The 14,071-nt window shown below is 66.7% G+C and carries 15 protein-coding genes; 10 read left to right on the forward strand and 5 right to left on the reverse strand.

Features of this window, described 5'->3' with window-relative positions:
• Window positions 1–16: 16 nt before the first annotated feature.
• Together WFM69_RS17715 and cls are read right to left on the reverse strand one after the other, a co-directional pair.
• A complete protein-coding gene (locus tag WFM69_RS17715; RefSeq protein ID WP_336627555.1) occupies window positions 17–1,135 on the reverse strand; it encodes a baeRF11 domain-containing protein in 1,119 nt (372 codons plus the stop codon).
• Window positions 1,136–1,222: 87 nt separating this feature from the next.
• On the reverse strand, window positions 1,223–2,710 hold the full coding sequence (gene cls / locus WFM69_RS17720) for a cardiolipin synthase (protein WP_336627556.1): 1,488 nt from the start codon (window positions 2,708–2,710) through the stop codon (window positions 1,223–1,225).
• A 249-nt stretch (window positions 2,711–2,959) separates the two neighbouring features.
• On the opposite strand from cls, the gene WFM69_RS17725 reads away from it, so the two are divergent.
• Window positions 2,960–3,556 carry a hypothetical protein gene (locus tag WFM69_RS17725; RefSeq protein ID WP_336633522.1) on the forward strand — a complete coding sequence of 199 codons (597 nt, stop codon included), beginning with the start codon at window positions 2,960–2,962 and terminating at the stop codon, window positions 3,554–3,556.
• On the opposite strand, the gene WFM69_RS17730 is transcribed toward WFM69_RS17725, so the two are convergent.
• Genes WFM69_RS17730 through WFM69_RS17740 form a run of 3 tightly spaced genes read right to left on the reverse strand, consistent with a single transcriptional unit; the run spans window position 3,535 to window position 6,360 of the window.
• Entirely contained in the window at window positions 3,535–4,539 is a 1,005-nt protein-coding gene (locus WFM69_RS17730; protein ID WP_336627558.1) for a hypothetical protein, read from the reverse strand. The two genes, WFM69_RS17725 and WFM69_RS17730, sit on opposite strands and share 22 nt — an antisense overlap.
• Window positions 4,527–5,681 carry a sensor histidine kinase gene (locus tag WFM69_RS17735; RefSeq protein ID WP_336627559.1) on the reverse strand — a complete coding sequence of 385 codons (1,155 nt, stop codon included), beginning with the start codon at window positions 5,679–5,681 and terminating at the stop codon, window positions 4,527–4,529. The genes WFM69_RS17730 and WFM69_RS17735 overlap by 13 nt, the downstream gene beginning before the upstream one ends.
• Entirely contained in the window at window positions 5,665–6,360 is a 696-nt protein-coding gene (locus WFM69_RS17740; protein ID WP_336633520.1) for a response regulator transcription factor, read from the reverse strand. Before WFM69_RS17740 ends, WFM69_RS17735 begins: the two co-directional genes overlap by 17 nt.
• Before the next feature lie 228 nt (window positions 6,361–6,588).
• Between WFM69_RS17740 and WFM69_RS17745 the strand changes: the two genes are divergently transcribed.
• The 9 genes from WFM69_RS17745 (at window position 6,589) to WFM69_RS17785 (ending at window position 14,064) form a co-directional block, all read left to right on the forward strand.
• Window positions 6,589–6,975, forward strand: a complete 387-nt coding sequence (locus WFM69_RS17745; RefSeq protein WP_336627561.1) for an SHOCT domain-containing protein — start codon at window positions 6,589–6,591, stop codon at window positions 6,973–6,975.
• 171 nt (window positions 6,976–7,146) lie between these two features.
• A complete protein-coding gene (locus tag WFM69_RS17750) occupies window positions 7,147–8,094 on the forward strand; it encodes an AraC family transcriptional regulator (RefSeq protein WP_336627562.1) in 948 nt (315 codons plus the stop codon).
• 214 nt (window positions 8,095–8,308) lie between these two features.
• Window positions 8,309–9,385 carry an ArdC-like ssDNA-binding domain-containing protein gene (locus tag WFM69_RS17755; RefSeq protein ID WP_336633519.1) on the forward strand — a complete coding sequence of 359 codons (1,077 nt, stop codon included), beginning with the start codon at window positions 8,309–8,311 and terminating at the stop codon, window positions 9,383–9,385.
• Window positions 9,386–9,453: 68 nt separating this feature from the next.
• Window positions 9,454–10,305: a bifunctional DNA primase/polymerase gene (locus WFM69_RS17760; protein ID WP_336633518.1), complete on the forward strand. Its 852-nt coding sequence runs from the start codon at window positions 9,454–9,456 to the stop codon at window positions 10,303–10,305.
• Window positions 10,302–11,000, forward strand: coding sequence for a helix-turn-helix domain-containing protein (locus tag WFM69_RS17765; RefSeq protein WP_336627498.1), 699 nt, complete (start codon window positions 10,302–10,304; stop codon window positions 10,998–11,000). The genes WFM69_RS17760 and WFM69_RS17765 overlap by 4 nt, the downstream gene beginning before the upstream one ends.
• The gene (locus WFM69_RS17770) at window positions 10,997–11,392 is read left to right on the forward strand and encodes a hypothetical protein (protein ID WP_336627499.1); all 396 of its coding nucleotides are present in this window, start codon (window positions 10,997–10,999) and stop codon (window positions 11,390–11,392) included. The genes WFM69_RS17765 and WFM69_RS17770 overlap by 4 nt, the downstream gene beginning before the upstream one ends.
• A 94-nt stretch (window positions 11,393–11,486) precedes the next feature.
• Window positions 11,487–12,347 carry a hypothetical protein gene (locus tag WFM69_RS17775; RefSeq protein WP_336627500.1) on the forward strand — a complete coding sequence of 287 codons (861 nt, stop codon included), beginning with the start codon at window positions 11,487–11,489 and terminating at the stop codon, window positions 12,345–12,347.
• Window positions 12,347–13,345: a ParB N-terminal domain-containing protein gene (locus WFM69_RS17780; RefSeq protein WP_336627501.1), complete on the forward strand. Its 999-nt coding sequence runs from the start codon at window positions 12,347–12,349 to the stop codon at window positions 13,343–13,345. The genes WFM69_RS17775 and WFM69_RS17780 overlap by 1 nt, the downstream gene beginning before the upstream one ends.
• Window positions 13,346–13,383: 38 nt before the next feature.
• The gene (locus WFM69_RS17785; protein WP_336627502.1) at window positions 13,384–14,064 is read left to right on the forward strand and encodes a hypothetical protein; all 681 of its coding nucleotides are present in this window, start codon (window positions 13,384–13,386) and stop codon (window positions 14,062–14,064) included.
• Window positions 14,065–14,071 lie beyond the last annotated feature (7 nt).

The following is a 14,071-nucleotide window of genomic DNA, read 5'->3' on the forward strand; positions in this document are numbered from 1 at the left end:
GGGGCTTTGGAACCGTCTACAGCGCGTAGCGCAGAATTCCCGCGGCCTGCACGCTCTCCGGAAGATCGGCGCCGCGTACGGCGAGAACTCGAGCGCCAGTTGCGAGTGCCCGGCGGGTGATCTCCTCGATGGCGTCGTGACCCGGGGTCGGGAAGCCATCGACGTCTTCGAGGACAAGGTCGCCCTCGTCGGTGACATGCCCATGCACGATGGCGTCCATGTCGACCGCCAGCGTGTCGAGCATCCCGAACGCTGCCGCCCGCGCGAGATCGCTGAGATCGGTGGCTGCTCGTCCGGTGTTCCGCCTGTCGCGGAACAGTTCGGCGAGCTCCGCCAGCTCGGCGTCGTAGATGCCGTCGAGTACCGCGCGGGCGGCTTCGGCGAGCTGCGTTTCGGTCAACTCGTCGGGATTCCCGTGAATACCTTCCGCAGCGAGCCCCGCGTAGCCGCTGACGCCGCGATAGATGGATGCCAACGGCTCCGTCGCCGCGAGGATGAGCGGGATCGACTCACCGTTGAGAACGGGCCGGAGCGCATGGTCGACTGCTCGCGCATACTGCGTGAGACGGGTTTTGCGTCCTTCGTCGCCTTGGAGGCGGCCGTATGGTGAGCGACCTCCAATCGAACGAAGGCCAAAGGGGCTCATTGCGTTGCGCGGGGAGTCGGGAACGTGGACTTCCCGAGCCGGTTGGTCCGCGCTCACTTCGACCAGCCGAGCGCCGTTCTGGGAGATGGCCAATACGAAAGCGGCGTGCGGGAATGTGACCGCACGCAGGAGCGGACTAATCGCGAACCGGTCGGCCACGGCCACGTAGGCGGCAAGCTCGTTCGCGAGCCGGAACTCAAGAACGCCCGACGGTGTGACGAACACCGCAAGGCTACGACCCAGATCCATCCAGAACTCCCGGTCGTCGAGAAGCGTGTATAGGTCGTCCTTGAGCGCCTGCAGTGTGCGCTTGTCGGTCAGCTCACCCACCCGCTCGATCGCTTGCTCGAAGAGAGCGCGTGCTCGGAGCCGGTTCTCTTCGTCATGCGCCGGAACCTGACTCGTTGGAAGGTAGATGCTGATGCTCAGGGGGTCCCGGGCAGCAGCCAATCGTTCGATGTCGGCGCGGGTGGGCATGTCGATCTGCACGGTGGTCCTTACTGTCTGTGTGGCGGCATCACCGACGTTAGGGCGCGCGCGTGCGCGGCGTATGTCCCTCGATGTAGGGAATTCCTCCTACTGCAGCGCAGAGGTGAGGCGCGCTATCGCGTCGAGCACCTTGCCTCCTAGCGGTCGCCGGGACCACGTCTCCGGATCAAGCCGAGCACTGTTCGAGCGGTAGTGGTCCTCGACGAGGCGCATGCGGCTGGTGAACTCCTGGCCGCGAACGAGCACGGACACCTCCATGTTCAGGCTGAAGGAGCGGATGTCCATGTTGCTCGAGCCGATGACCGCGACGTCGTCATCGATCGTGAAATGCTTCGAATGCAACACTGTCGGCGCACGATAGCGCCAGATCACCACGCCAGCGTCCAGCAGCGCCTCATAGTACGAACGCTGTGCATGCGCGACCAGTATCTGGTCGGCTACCTCCGACACGAACAATTCGACCTCCAGCCCACGAGAGGCCGCGGTGACCAGGGCGAGCAACGTGGACTCATCGGGCACAAAGTAGGGGCTCGTGATACTCACCCTCCTTCGAGCGTTCTGGATGAGCATCGCGAACAGTTTGAGATTGTTGTCGTTCTCGAAACTCGGCCCGCTCGGGATGACCTGCGCGTCGACACCCCGCACCACCGCGCCGCTGCCTGCTGGTGAGCCGAACGACACGGCCCCTGGCATCGCAGCCGGGTGCGTGCGCACAGCCAGGAGCTCACTGGTCTCGCTGTACCAGTCGGTGACGAAGACGGCATCAAGCTCGCCGACAATGGGACCCTCGAGCCGGACCATCAGCTCGAGCCAATGCAGCCCGCGTGCGAGGTTCTTCGGCTTGAGATATGACTCATCGATGAGATTCTGCGACCCCGTGTATCCCACCCGCCCGTCGACCACGACGAGTTTGCGATGGTTGCGTAGATCCGGTCGCTGCCACTGCCCGCGCCACGGCCGTAGCGGCAACATGGGCCGCCACTGCGCCCCCATCGCACGAAGCGACTCGACGGTTTCCTTCCGATGCGGGAACATGTGCCCCGACACGAAGTCGGACAACACTCGTACCTGTACACCGCGCGCCGCGGCGCGAGCCAGTGCGTCGAAGAGCGGGCGGGTGGTTTGATCGAGGACCAGGATGAAGAACTCGACGTGCACGAACTCGTCCGCCGCATCGATGTCAGCGATCATCGCATCGAACGACTCCCCGTAGTCCTCGATCAGAGCGGCGGTGCTGCCCCCCACCATGGGGAGCGCGCCGAGCCGTTCGTTCAGCCTGACCGCCGTACCGAGCCACTCGGGGTCACCCGACCCCGCGAGATGCTCGGTCACGCCGGAGCGTTCCAGCATCATCGCATTGACAGCGCGCTGCTTGTCGCGTCGAGCCCGAGGAAGACGGCCGAACCCGACGAGAAAGAAGGCGACGAGGCCGAGGAGAGGGATGAAGACAATCGCCAGAATCCAGGCGATTGCGGTCGCGGGCTTGCGACGCAAGGAGATCACCACCGCGGCGACAAAGCCAATGACGATGTGAACACACAGCACGACAACGCCGATGATCTCCGTGCTGGTCATGAGTTCGCTGCCCGCTCTCCATCGTTTTCGGTGGAGAATACTCCACCGAAAGACCTAGGTTCCTGCCGTTGTCTCTTCCCCTGCTACGAGGGATGCCATGGCGGGCGAGCCGAGACCTAGCGTGGAGATGTTGCCGACAAGGGCAGCATCCGTTTCTCGAGATCGGCTCCTGAGAGGTGCGCCATCCCGACTATCGACGACCTTCTCACGGCGTCCTCGCCGCTCATCGCGCTGCCTCGGACAGTCGAGGTGGAACTACGCAAGGTCGTTGACTGGATCCGCGACGAGCCCGGCTCCCCGCGCGCTCCGTCCGCCGGCCTGCGCGCGCTCGACCGTCACCGTCGAAGTCTGCTCCTGTACCTGGTGCGTCGTCTAGATCACTTCGAGGACGGCGCGCCGCTGTTCGTTGTGGCTGCCCGACGGCTACGGAGCTCGTTCCCGGACTCCGTGCACGATGGTGCGGAGAATACCGTTCGCGTATTCCGGGCGGCGCGTGCAGTGCTAACGGCCGCGGGTCGAGGTGAACCCCTCGGTGCCGAGGCGCCGGCGCTCCATCGGGCGCTGCGGATGATCGCGGCGGATGACGGCAAGCGAGACTTGGACGCCGATGACCGTGATTGGCACGTCCGCCAGCTGATCTCGTACCGAGAACCGCTCGACGCCGAGATCGTGCGCCTGGTGGCCTGGGAGCGGCTCGAGCTCGACGTCATCGCTCGGGTGCTGAAGACGTCCGGGCCATCTGTACGGGAACGGTACTTGCGCGTCCGAGCTGAACTCGCCGATCAACTCCGTCAAAGCGGTGATCTCGGCCGTCCCTCGCGGCCTCACGTGCGGGCACGCACCTGACCGTCGGCGGCGAGCAGCACCTGCTCAGAGGTGTCCCGAGTTTGGACGACAACGCTCGCCGCTGCGGCCCTGCCCTCCGGAAGATTCCGAACGGTGACGCGACCCTCGCATGTTCCTGAGATCAGCTCAACGATCCGTGTGGCGAGCGACGTCGCGATCACCGCGCCAGAAGCGGCCGGCTCACCGAGTACGACGACGATCACACCACGAGCGCGCAGACGCGCGATCGCATCAAGGAGGAGAGGGTGCTGAAGATGGGGCGCCCGGATGCGGTCGCGGATGGAGGCTTCGGTCAGCGTCAGTTCCGTGCGCATCGCATCGTCGATGGTCTCACCCGCAACGATTCTTGACAACAGGGGCGTGACCGCCGCACGGATATCGGCAAGCTCACGCCGCGAGGCCGCAACGGCCTCGTCTGATGCTGCCGCGTGCTCCGCAGCGTTTGCGGCCGCGCCGCGGTGCGCGCGCTCCTTGTGCACGATCCAACCCAGTACGAGCCGCCACACCACACCCGCGACCAAGCAGCCGACGGGGATCCCGAGAAGGAGGGCCAGACCGGAGCCAGACGGATCTCGGACGAGACCCCAGGCCAGCGCATAGCCGATGACGAGCGCACTGCCGACTCCGCCAGCCACGGGGTTGCCTCGCGGAATGAGGAAGGCGACGAGGTAGGCCGTGAAGGTTAGCGCCCATACTGTCGACACCTCTGGGGTGCGGTAGAGGACCACAACCGTGACGTAGAGCGCGATCACGGGCAGCCAGAAGACCTTGTGCCGTGGCAACGGTTGGTTGCCTGGAGTCGTGAGCAACAATCCGCCGATCGGTGCGGCGGCGTACGCTGACGCGTTGAAAAGTTCGAGCGGAGTGATCTGACCCATCAGCCCCAGCCAGACCCCGGTCGCCCACATGAACACGAAAGCCCAGCGTGCTGGCTTCGTGCCTAGACCGCCTGCAGAGGTGGATGCGGTGACTACGTCGGCCACGAGATGACCACCTCCGTCCCCTGACCCGGGTGCGACCGCACCGAAGCAGACCCGCCGATTTCCTTCATCCGGCCCATGATGCTTTCAGGAATCCCCATCCCCGATCGTGACGCTGACGCCTCAAAACCAACACCGTCGTCCTCGACGACAACCCTCACGCGTTCCGGCGACAGCGCAAGCCGTACACTCCGGGTCGCATCATGGCCCGCATGCCGCACACTGTTTCGAAGCGCCTCAGCCGCAGCAAGCGAAACCGTCTCGGCGAGGTCCCGTCGGACAGCCCCCTCGGAAGCACGCGTGTTCAGCGTGCAGTCCTCATCGATCATGCGAAGACGACCAGCGACCAGGGCGACCGCCTCGCGTACGGGAATGAGTTCCGCACCGGGCTCGTCCCCGCCAGCCGATTCGTCCAGTGCGACGAGCGTGCGAGCCGCCGCCCGCCGAAGCACCGTCGGCGGGCCACCGACGGTCTGCATCGCAGAGGAGAGCACCGACAGCACCTCGTCGTGGACGACGCGGGAGAGCTTCGCGTGTTGTTCGGCGACGACCGCAGCCCGTATCTGCCGACGCTGTTGACGGTGGGCCTCCCGCTCAAGCGCTCGCAGCCGTGTGAGTTGGTAGCGGACGCCGATGAATACCGCCACGTAGACCACGTTCCCGAGCTGAATCGGCGTCTCGTGCAGCACCCCATAAGGGACCGTGCCCAGAATCATCAGGCTGGAGAGCGCCGGGACGGAGGAGATCATCAGCGTCGTGATAACCGCGGCAACCGGGCGCATCAAGAGCAGCAGAAGTGTGACGATCGGAGGCTCGACCGTCCACAGCCAGGGAACTGCAGCGTCGAGGCTAGTCCCGTGGTACCCCAGCATCCATGTTGCCTGCAACGCGATGTACAGAGTCGGAAGCCCCCACCACACGATCGTGAGGAGGCGCGTCGGAAGCACGAGTCCGCCTACCGCAAGGACAACGATCCCCGCGACAACGACGAATGCTCCGATATTCCACCACGACGCCCAGTCGCCGAGTTCTTGCAACCTGAACGCGGTCTGATCGAGGATGACGATGCAGCCGCCGACGGCGATCAGCCAGCCGAGCGGGCGGTCGATCGTCGAGGAGATTCGGACGTCAGGGAGCTGTGTCATCGCCCGCGGGGATGAGGCCATCCTCGACCGCGCGACGATAGAGGTCGATTTTCGTCGGTGCTGAGCGGTTGGCGCTCGCGTACTTGGCGCGGATGCGGGTGATGTGGTCGAGCACGGTCTGCCGTGAGATGAAGAGGAGTGACGCCACGCGCTCTGCCGTCTCGCCCGCTGCGTAGTGTCCGAGCACCTCTGCCTCGCGGGGCGAGAGGTGCGCGTCGACGAAGTCGGGATCAAAGTCGATCACGGTTGCCCAATCGGCGGAGGCGACCACCTCACCGCGAATCATCCCGCGCACAGCCTCGACGATGACATCTGGGAACTCGGACTTGCGCACCATGCCGGCAGCTCCCGCACGTGCGGCCTCCCGAATGAGCCCAGGACGGTCGCCGGATGTGTAGACAAGTACGGGAGCATTCAGAGCGCCCAACGCACGAAGGTTTTCAGCCGGTGTGGACCTGTCAGCCAAGGTCAGATCGAGGAGGATCCCGTCGAACTGCTGGTCAAGCGCGAGCAGCTCATCAGCCGTCGTGACGGTCGCGGTAACCATGAGGTCATGCTGCGCGCTCAGCACCGACGCAACCCCGAGCATGACCGCAGGATGGTCGTCGATGATGCCAACTCGTGCCCTCATGCCCGCCTCCCAGATGGTCTCGCTCGAAGGCACGCCACTGTTCGACATCCCGTCTACGAGGATACCGGAGCCCGGAACCCGACCAGATGTCACACTCACACCCCTACTTCGAGGAGAATTCCGTGGGCACCCGTCCGGCTCCGGCGGATGCCGACCCGGAATGGCCTGCATAGAGCCGACCCCATATCTAGGGGTGGCCAATTCCACGCGTGTTGGCGATGATCCTGGTCACCTTAGGCTCTGAACGAATCCGCCCACGAGCTTATTGGAGCGTCCATGCCTTTCTGGTCGACCATCTGGGACACCATCTGGTGGTTCCTCACCGTTTTCGTCTTCATTGCCTACCTCTTCGCGCTGTTCGCGATCATCGGAGATCTGTTCCGTGATCGAAAACTGCACGGTGTCGCGAAGGCCGTTTGGCTGATCTTTCTCGTCTTCGTGCCCTTCCTGACCGCGCTCGTGTATCTCATAGCGCGTGGCAGCGGCATGGCCGAGCGATCCTCCACGGTGCAGCGCGAGGCGCAGCAGGCGGCGGACGAGTACATCCGCTCCGTCGCCCAGGCGTCGCCCGCAGCGGAAATCTCGCAGGCACGTCAGCTCCTCGACGCGGGAACGATCACCCAAGCGGAGTTTGAGCGCCTGAAGGCCAAGGCGATCACCTGATACGTCGCAGCCGAAACACCAAGCAAGCGTCGCCTGGCGGATGAACAGGCGGCGCTTGCTTGCTCGTGTCCCGGCGCGCCGCGACGACGCGCACTTGTTCAGCGCCTCCGAATCACGCGGTAGGGCGGGTCTCCGCAGCTCTTCCTCGCGCGCGCTCGAATAGGGCATCGAATGCCCAACGAACAACCCGCACCAGAGCGTGAACAGGCACCCCTGTTCTCGCCAATCGCTGCACGAACGCAATTGGTCCGCGATCCGGTGAGGCCGATCGCTTATGACTACGTAAAGATGATCGTCATCCGTAGTGGAAGCGCGACCCTCCTAAGCGGGTTCGGGCAGCAATCGCTTAGCACAGGAGACGTGGTGCTGCTTAGCGCGAATACGCTCTGCGGGATCGAACCGGATGCGCATATCACCGTGACGACGATGTTCGCGGACGCGGATTATGTGATCGATCAGATCTACTGGCAGAACGTCGGTCTCTTGGAGGACCGTCGTGCTGCTCAGGACTTCGCCGTCAAGCTGTACACCGAGGCCGTCCAGGTCATTCGGATCGGGCGAGACCGCCTCGAACTCTTGTCGCCATGGCTGGACGAGCTGGTAATGCTAAGCACCGCCAACAAGCCAGTGTCGAATTTTTACCGAATGCAGGCGCTGTGGTTCGCGATCACGCACGTGATCTCACCGTTCATCAAGACTTCGCCAGTCCGAACATCGCGAACGCAAAGGCAGACCAGGAATCCAGCCTTGCCCCGCGTGCGGAGACTCGCGCCTTTGCGCGTCGAAGTGCGTGAAGCCGAACGGATGCTACGCGCTGACCCTGCCGGACCATGGTCGGTAGGCGGTCTCGCCGCGCGGGCGAACCTGTCGAAATCCCAGTTCGGTCGTCTGTTCGTCGATGCATACGGCAAGCCTCCGATGGCCTATCTGACGATGCTTCGCGTCGAGCAAATGGCCGCAAGCCTGCGCGCCTCGGACAGTCCGATCGCGGTGGTTGCCCGTGAGGTGGGTTGGAGCGATTCTGATTTCGCAGCACTGCAGTTCAGGCGCAGCGTCGGCGTTACGCCGAGTCGATACCGAGCGATGATCCGATCCGTCAAAGAGCCGACATCCGGGTGATGCGCGCGAATGTCCGGGTGTTACCCGCAGATTGGCGCTCTTGCCGCAGCGCCGATCCTGCGCATCGTGTAGGCCGGTAAGGACTCGTCGGGTTCGTCACGGAGCCTGCCGGTCGCCATCTCGGTTCCTGTCCGTGCTGTCTTCCTGATCTTCTCGGCGTACCTCGCAGTCGCACGACCACGCACGTGTGGTCTTCGCGGAGGGAGGTCTGACGATGGCTGTGACCGAGGACGCGCGGGCGGCGCGAGATGCGAAGCTCGATGAGCTACACGAGCGGTTGACCGGCGCCGTCGAGACCCTAGTGTCCGGGCAGGACTGGGCGCGGGCGTTGGCATTCGCAGCCAGGTTCCGTTCGCGCTCGTTCAACAACACGCTGCTGATCTGGGTTCAGCACGAGGCCGCATTCGGGGCCGGTCGTGTGCCCGAGCCGATGCCGTCGTACGTCGCCGGCTACAGGCAGTGGCAGCAACTCGGCCGGCAGGTGGGGAAGGGCCAGTCGGGCTACATGATCTTCGCCCCGGTCACTGGCCGCTTCGCGTCCTCGACGCCCGCGGATGCGAGTTCATGGCGTCGGCTCGATCCGCGGGAGAAGCCGCACCCTGGCGAGGTCGTGCGCTCGAGAATGGTCGGTGCCCGACCCGCCTACGTGTGGGACGTGTCCCAGACCGCCGGCGATCCGATCCCGGAGCCACCCGCTCCGACACTGCTGGAAGGCGAAGCGCCCTCCGGGTTGTGGGATGGCCTGGCCGCGCAGGTCGCGGCGGCAGGGTTCACGCTGTTGCGGGTGCCGCACGAGGGCATGATCCACGGCGCGAACGGGATGACCGACTGGGGTGCACGTCAGGTCGCGGTGCGGGAGAACATGGACCCGGCCGCGCAGGTCAAGACGCTCGCGCACGAGCTGGCGCATGTGCTGATGCACGGCCCTGACGACGAGGACGCCCGGCAGCATCGCGGTATCGGCGAAGTCGAGGCCGAGTCCGTAGCCTTGATGATCGGCGCCGCGCACGGCATGGACACCACCGGCTACACGATCCCGTATGTCTCGACCTGGGCCGCGCGGGTCGACGGGAAGGACCCGGTTCAGGTGGTACAGGCCACCGGGGAACGCGTGCGGAAGACCGCCCTCGGCATCGTTGATCGGCTCGACACAGTTCACGTCGGTGACGGCATCCCGCCGGGTCTCGGGAACGATGCGGCGACGGCTGAGCAGCCGTCTCGGGCGACAGCGCCGATGCCGGAGCGCCAGCCAACGCTGACTGTGCAGGTGCGGGCAGGGCGGGGGCTGTGATGCCTGACGGTGACAGGCTCGCGGTACTCGCACGGGCGGGACGTGGTTGGGGGCTACCCAGCACGGCGTTGGCTCTCGCGCTGGCAGGGGTGCCGGTCTTCCCCTGTGCGCCAGGCGGCAAGACGCCGCTGATCCGCGGCGGGCGAGGGTTCCTCGACGCGACGACCGATGCGGCTCAGATTCGGGCCTGGTGGCGAGCGGCCCCGGCTGCGAACATCGGCATCCCGACCGGGGGCGTGTCCGGCCTGGTCGTCGTGGATGTCGACGTGCACGGTCCGGTCGACGGGACCGTCGCGTTCGCCCGCGCCGACGCCGCGGGTCTGGTCGACGGATGGGGGCTGCTGGTGGGCACTCCGACTGGCGGCCTGCACGCCTACTTCCCTGCGGTACCCGGGGTCGAGCAGAGGTCGTGGCAGTCTGCCAGAGCGGGCATCGATTTCCGCGGCGACGGCGGCTACATCGTCGCCGCGCCCTCGATCCGTACGATCGACGGAACCCCGACCCGCTACCGCATCGTCGCCGGAGGCAGCGGAGGTGCTCCAGTGGACGCGCTGCGGCTGCGTGACTTCCTCACCCCACCACGCGCCACCCCGCCGAGACCGTCAGCCGCGGTCATGCGCGACACGGCCGTCGAGGCGGAGCGGTTGGCGTTGTGGGTCAGCCGGCAGCGCGAGGGTGAACGGAATCGTTCATTGTTCTGGGCGGCGTGCCGCTTGGCGGAGGATGATGTCCCCCTCGCGGACGCACGGGAGGTGCTGGTGACGGCTGCGGTGCAGCCTGGCTTCGAGGAGCGTGAGATCGTCCGGACTGTCGACAGCGCCTATCGCCGCGTTCACGCGATCGCGATCCGAGACGACCGCGCAGCTCCTGCTGCGCCTAGTGTCGCTCGGCAGCGGGTGCCGGCCCGGGGGCTCTTGTGAGGGCGTGGCCAGGCCGCCAGTGGGCGGTCATCACGTCGGCGGCCGGCACGGTGTTCATCGCCGCGGGCGCGTTCTGGCTGTCGTTCACCTCGCTCGCGGATTTGGCGCGTCGGTCCGGGATCGGCGACGGACAAGCCTGGGCGTGGCCGCTGATCGTGGACGGCGTGATCGTGGTGTCCACGGTCGCGGTCGTCGCGCTCGGCGGGGAACGGGTCGCCTGGTATCCGTGGACGCTGCTCGCTGGCTCGGCGGCGGTGTCGGTGACGGCGAACTCGCTGCACGCAGTTGTCTCGGCCGACGCGGACGTCCCCGCAGGGCTGGCTGCGTCCGTCGCGGCGGTGCCACCGGTCGTGCTGCTCGCGATCACGCACCTCACCGTCATCCTCACCCGCGCCCGTCCCAGCGAGTCAGCCGACCAGACGGCAAAGACCGCGGGGGCCGTATCGGTCGCTGAGGCGCCGTTGACCGCCATGCAGGCCGGGATGGTCGCGATCACCCCGTCAATGCCCGAGCGAGCGGCGGGCCGACGCGAGAGGGCGGCGGAACTGCGCGAGTCGGGGCTGTCGAACAAGAAGATCGCGCGCGCCCTGGACGTGCATCCCTCGACCGTTGGGCGTTGGTTCGCCGACGCGCACCAATCCGATGAACCAGCGCAACCGGACTCTGGGCCGTTGCCGGAGGGAGCGACAGCATGAGCCCCAACCACCTGATGCGCGAACCATCGCCGAAGGGCATCCCTGAGCACGACCAGTCCAAGCCCGAAGCCGAGGCCTTGGAGGCGGGCACGCCTGATGCGATCAAGCAGGAGTCCGACCGCCGCGATGCGCTGCAGGAGCGGCTGAATCGGGTACGCGGCAGGGGCGTGGACTGGGTGCGCCCGACCGATCTGCTCGTCCGTTCCAGCGGAGCTCTCGCAGGGCGCGGGATCGAGTTCCAAGCCGTGCAGGGCCGCCGTTTCCGTTCGACCCTCGCGACCGGGGCACGGTCGGTGTCGGAGCGGGCAAAGCGGTTGCCGCCCGTGTCCGCGTTCGGTCGTCGCGGTCAACACGCCGAGAGTCCGGCACGGCCCGGGGTCGGGATGAGGTAGCCCGGGGTGGTGATGGGTCATGGACACCCAGGACGGCGGGGTGACGGTAGCTAGGAGCGACCGGCGCACCTGCCTGCCAGGAGGTGCCCTGACCATGACCACCACGACAACGACGGCGACCGATCCTGCCGGTGAGGACTACACCAATGGGGAGGGCCTGCGCGCCCTGCTGCGCCGGCTCCACGACGCCGGCCCCGGCGCATGGGAGCACGACCCGGTAGCCGCCGAACTGATGACCTACGCCGCGGAAAAGTACACGCCGCTGGCGCGTAAACACGGCCTGGACCCGTGGGAGGCCGCGTCAGCGGCGTTCGACGTGATGCGCACCCGCGCCGCCCGCGAAGCCGACGACCCCTGGGCCGTCGTCACCCACGCGGTGCGGATCACCTGCATCGCCGAAGAACGCGGCCAAGGGCTGCTGTGCTCGGTGCATCAAGCCCGCCGCCCGCACGTCTCCTGCTTCCACGACCCCGAACGCCTCTCCGAACGCGAGAACACCCTGTCGGACTACCACCCGGCATTCCACGTCACCGACCCCTACCACCACGACGACGAGGTGGATTCGGGTGAGCCTGCGTCGGTGACCGGCGCGGTGGAGGACGCGATTCTGTTGTTCCTGCTGCTGGGCTGGCCCGACGGCACCGCCCGACCCGCGATCGAGCACGTCTGCGAAGCCCTCGCCCGGATCGGATCACGCACCTCCACCTACGAGGTGCTGCGCCGCGACCGGCACGCCCGCGCTCTCCTTGATGTCCCTGCGGTGTCGTGGACCGTGTTGTTGCGGGTGCTGCTGGGTCGCACCACTCCCGGTTACAGCGCGACAGGCGAAGGCCGTGGCATCCTGCTGCGCCTCCTGATCGGCGAAAGCCTGCCGAGCCTGCTGGCCGACGACGGGCTCGTGGCGACCATCAGCCAGGCCGCGCCCCATACGGGGACCGGGCGGCGGAGTGCGTGATGACCACGGCGACGGGGCGCATCGAGCTGGACCGAACGGTCGAGTCGATCCAGGTCGGCCACCGGCACCGGCACGACCTCGGCGACCTCGACGCCCTCGCCGCGTCCATCGACCGCGACGGGCTGCTGCAACCCATCACGATCACCCCGGACGGTGTGCTCGTGTGCGGGGTGCGGCGACTCGCAGCGATCAAGACGCTCGGCTGGCGCACCGTCAACGTCTGGGTGCGTTCCGCCATCTCGGACCGGTTGGGGCACCTGCTGGCCGAGCAGGACGACAACCAGCTTCACAAGACCCTCACCCCACTGGAAGCCGCGGGCCTGTATCGCGAGATCAAGACGCTGATGGCCGAGGACGCGGCACGCCGGGAGGCGGCCGGGCAGTTCACGAGCGACTACCAACCGCGGTGGAAGAACGGGTCCGCCGAATCGGCGGACCCGTTGACCACCCCTCCCGGTGATGCCCGCAGGCAGGCCGCGCAGATGGTCACCGGTGCGGCGTCGTACACGCGGCTGGAACAGATCGGCTACCTCGAACGCCTTGTCGCGGACCCTGAGACGCGCGATGCGTTGCGTGCAGAAGCACGAGCCGGGCTGGCGGCCATCGAGACCGGTAGTCCGGTCGATCCGGCGTATCAGCGTGTCCGCGAACTCGAACGGAGCGGCGAGGCCGCCCGCGATGCGCATCTGCACGATCTTGCCGAACAGGCCCTTGCGCGGGTGGGGGCCGAGGCGAAGAACGGCTCGAAGAAGACGAAGAAGCCCAAGGCGCCGACGCCGGCGGTACCGGAGGCTCGGTACGCGGTGCGGGCGTTCGTGCTGACCTGGGCCGAGCTCGACTCGTGGTGGATGCACTACGACCTCGACGAACTCACCGCGCAGCTCACCGACGAGCAAGCCGAGGCGTTCTACACGACCGCGGAGGGCACCCGACGGTTCGCCAGCGACCTCCGCGCCGCGCGTGAGCGGGCTGCAATGCCGCACCTGCGCGCCGTGTGAGGCCGTGGCCTGTAGCGGTCGGGGTGCACCTAAGGGGCATGAAGACCTCTCGTTCTCCGTCGCCTTCGCGTGGCCGCCTGATCGCGCTGATTGCCGCGGGGGTCGTGCTGCTGCTCCTCGCCGGGGTCGGCATCCACGGCCTCATCGCCGGCCCGCGCGGCGCGAGCGCCCCGCACCCGGAGCTTTCACCGTCCCCGCCGTCCGCACCGTCGATGCCGGGACCGGCGTCACAGCGGATGCCGGTGGTGGTGCGATCCGCTGCCCCGGAGACGTTCGCCCGCAATGTCGCGAAGGCGATCTTCGGGTGGGACACCACGAGCGGGCTGATGCCTCTGGACTACACGTCCATCGTCCTCGACACCGGTGACCCGACCGGCACCGAACAGGCCGGCCTGGCGTCCGATGTCTCGGCGTATCTGCCGACGCGGGACGCGTGGATCGAGCTGCGCAAGCACGAAACCCGGCAACACCTCGTGATCGATCGAGTGTTCGTGCCCGCGGCGTGGGCCGACGCCGTAGCACAGGCTCAGCCGGGTCAGATCGCACCGGGCACCGGGGCGTACACGATCGAGGGCACCCGGTACCGCGACGGCGTGTGGAACGGCGAACCGGTGTCCAGCGAGCATGCGGTGTCGTTCACCGTGTTCATCGTCTGTGCACCGACCTACCCGACCTGCCATCTGCTGCGGCTGTCTCAGCTCGACAACCCGCTGCGGTGAGAGCAGG

Source organism: Microbacterium sp. LB12, from assembly GCF_037150835.1.
Lineage (GTDB): Bacteria > Actinomycetota > Actinomycetes > Actinomycetales > Microbacteriaceae > Microbacterium.

Excerpts from the sequence above, each read along its gene's own strand:
- cls (WP_336627556.1), bottom strand. The coding sequence starts at position 2,710 with ATGACCAGCACGGAGATCATCGGCGTTGTCGTGCTGTGTGTTCACATC.
- WFM69_RS17735 (WP_336627559.1), bottom strand. The coding sequence starts at position 5,681 with ATGACACAGCTCCCTGACGTCCGAATCTCCTCGACGATCGACCGCCCG.
- WFM69_RS17740 (WP_336633520.1), bottom strand. The coding sequence starts at position 6,360 with ATGTCGAACAGTGGCGTGCCTTCGAGCGAGACCATCTGGGAGGCGGGC.
- WFM69_RS17745 (WP_336627561.1), top strand. The coding sequence starts at position 6,589 with ATGCCTTTCTGGTCGACCATCTGGGACACCATCTGGTGGTTCCTCACC.
- WFM69_RS17750 (WP_336627562.1), top strand. The coding sequence starts at position 7,147 with ATGCCCAACGAACAACCCGCACCAGAGCGTGAACAGGCACCCCTGTTC.
- WFM69_RS17755 (WP_336633519.1), top strand. The coding sequence starts at position 8,309 with ATGGCTGTGACCGAGGACGCGCGGGCGGCGCGAGATGCGAAGCTCGAT.
- WFM69_RS17770 (WP_336627499.1), top strand. The coding sequence starts at position 10,997 with ATGAGCCCCAACCACCTGATGCGCGAACCATCGCCGAAGGGCATCCCT.
- WFM69_RS17775 (WP_336627500.1), top strand. The coding sequence starts at position 11,487 with ATGACCACCACGACAACGACGGCGACCGATCCTGCCGGTGAGGACTAC.
- WFM69_RS17780 (WP_336627501.1), top strand. The coding sequence starts at position 12,347 with ATGACCACGGCGACGGGGCGCATCGAGCTGGACCGAACGGTCGAGTCG.
- WFM69_RS17785 (WP_336627502.1), top strand. The coding sequence starts at position 13,384 with ATGAAGACCTCTCGTTCTCCGTCGCCTTCGCGTGGCCGCCTGATCGCG.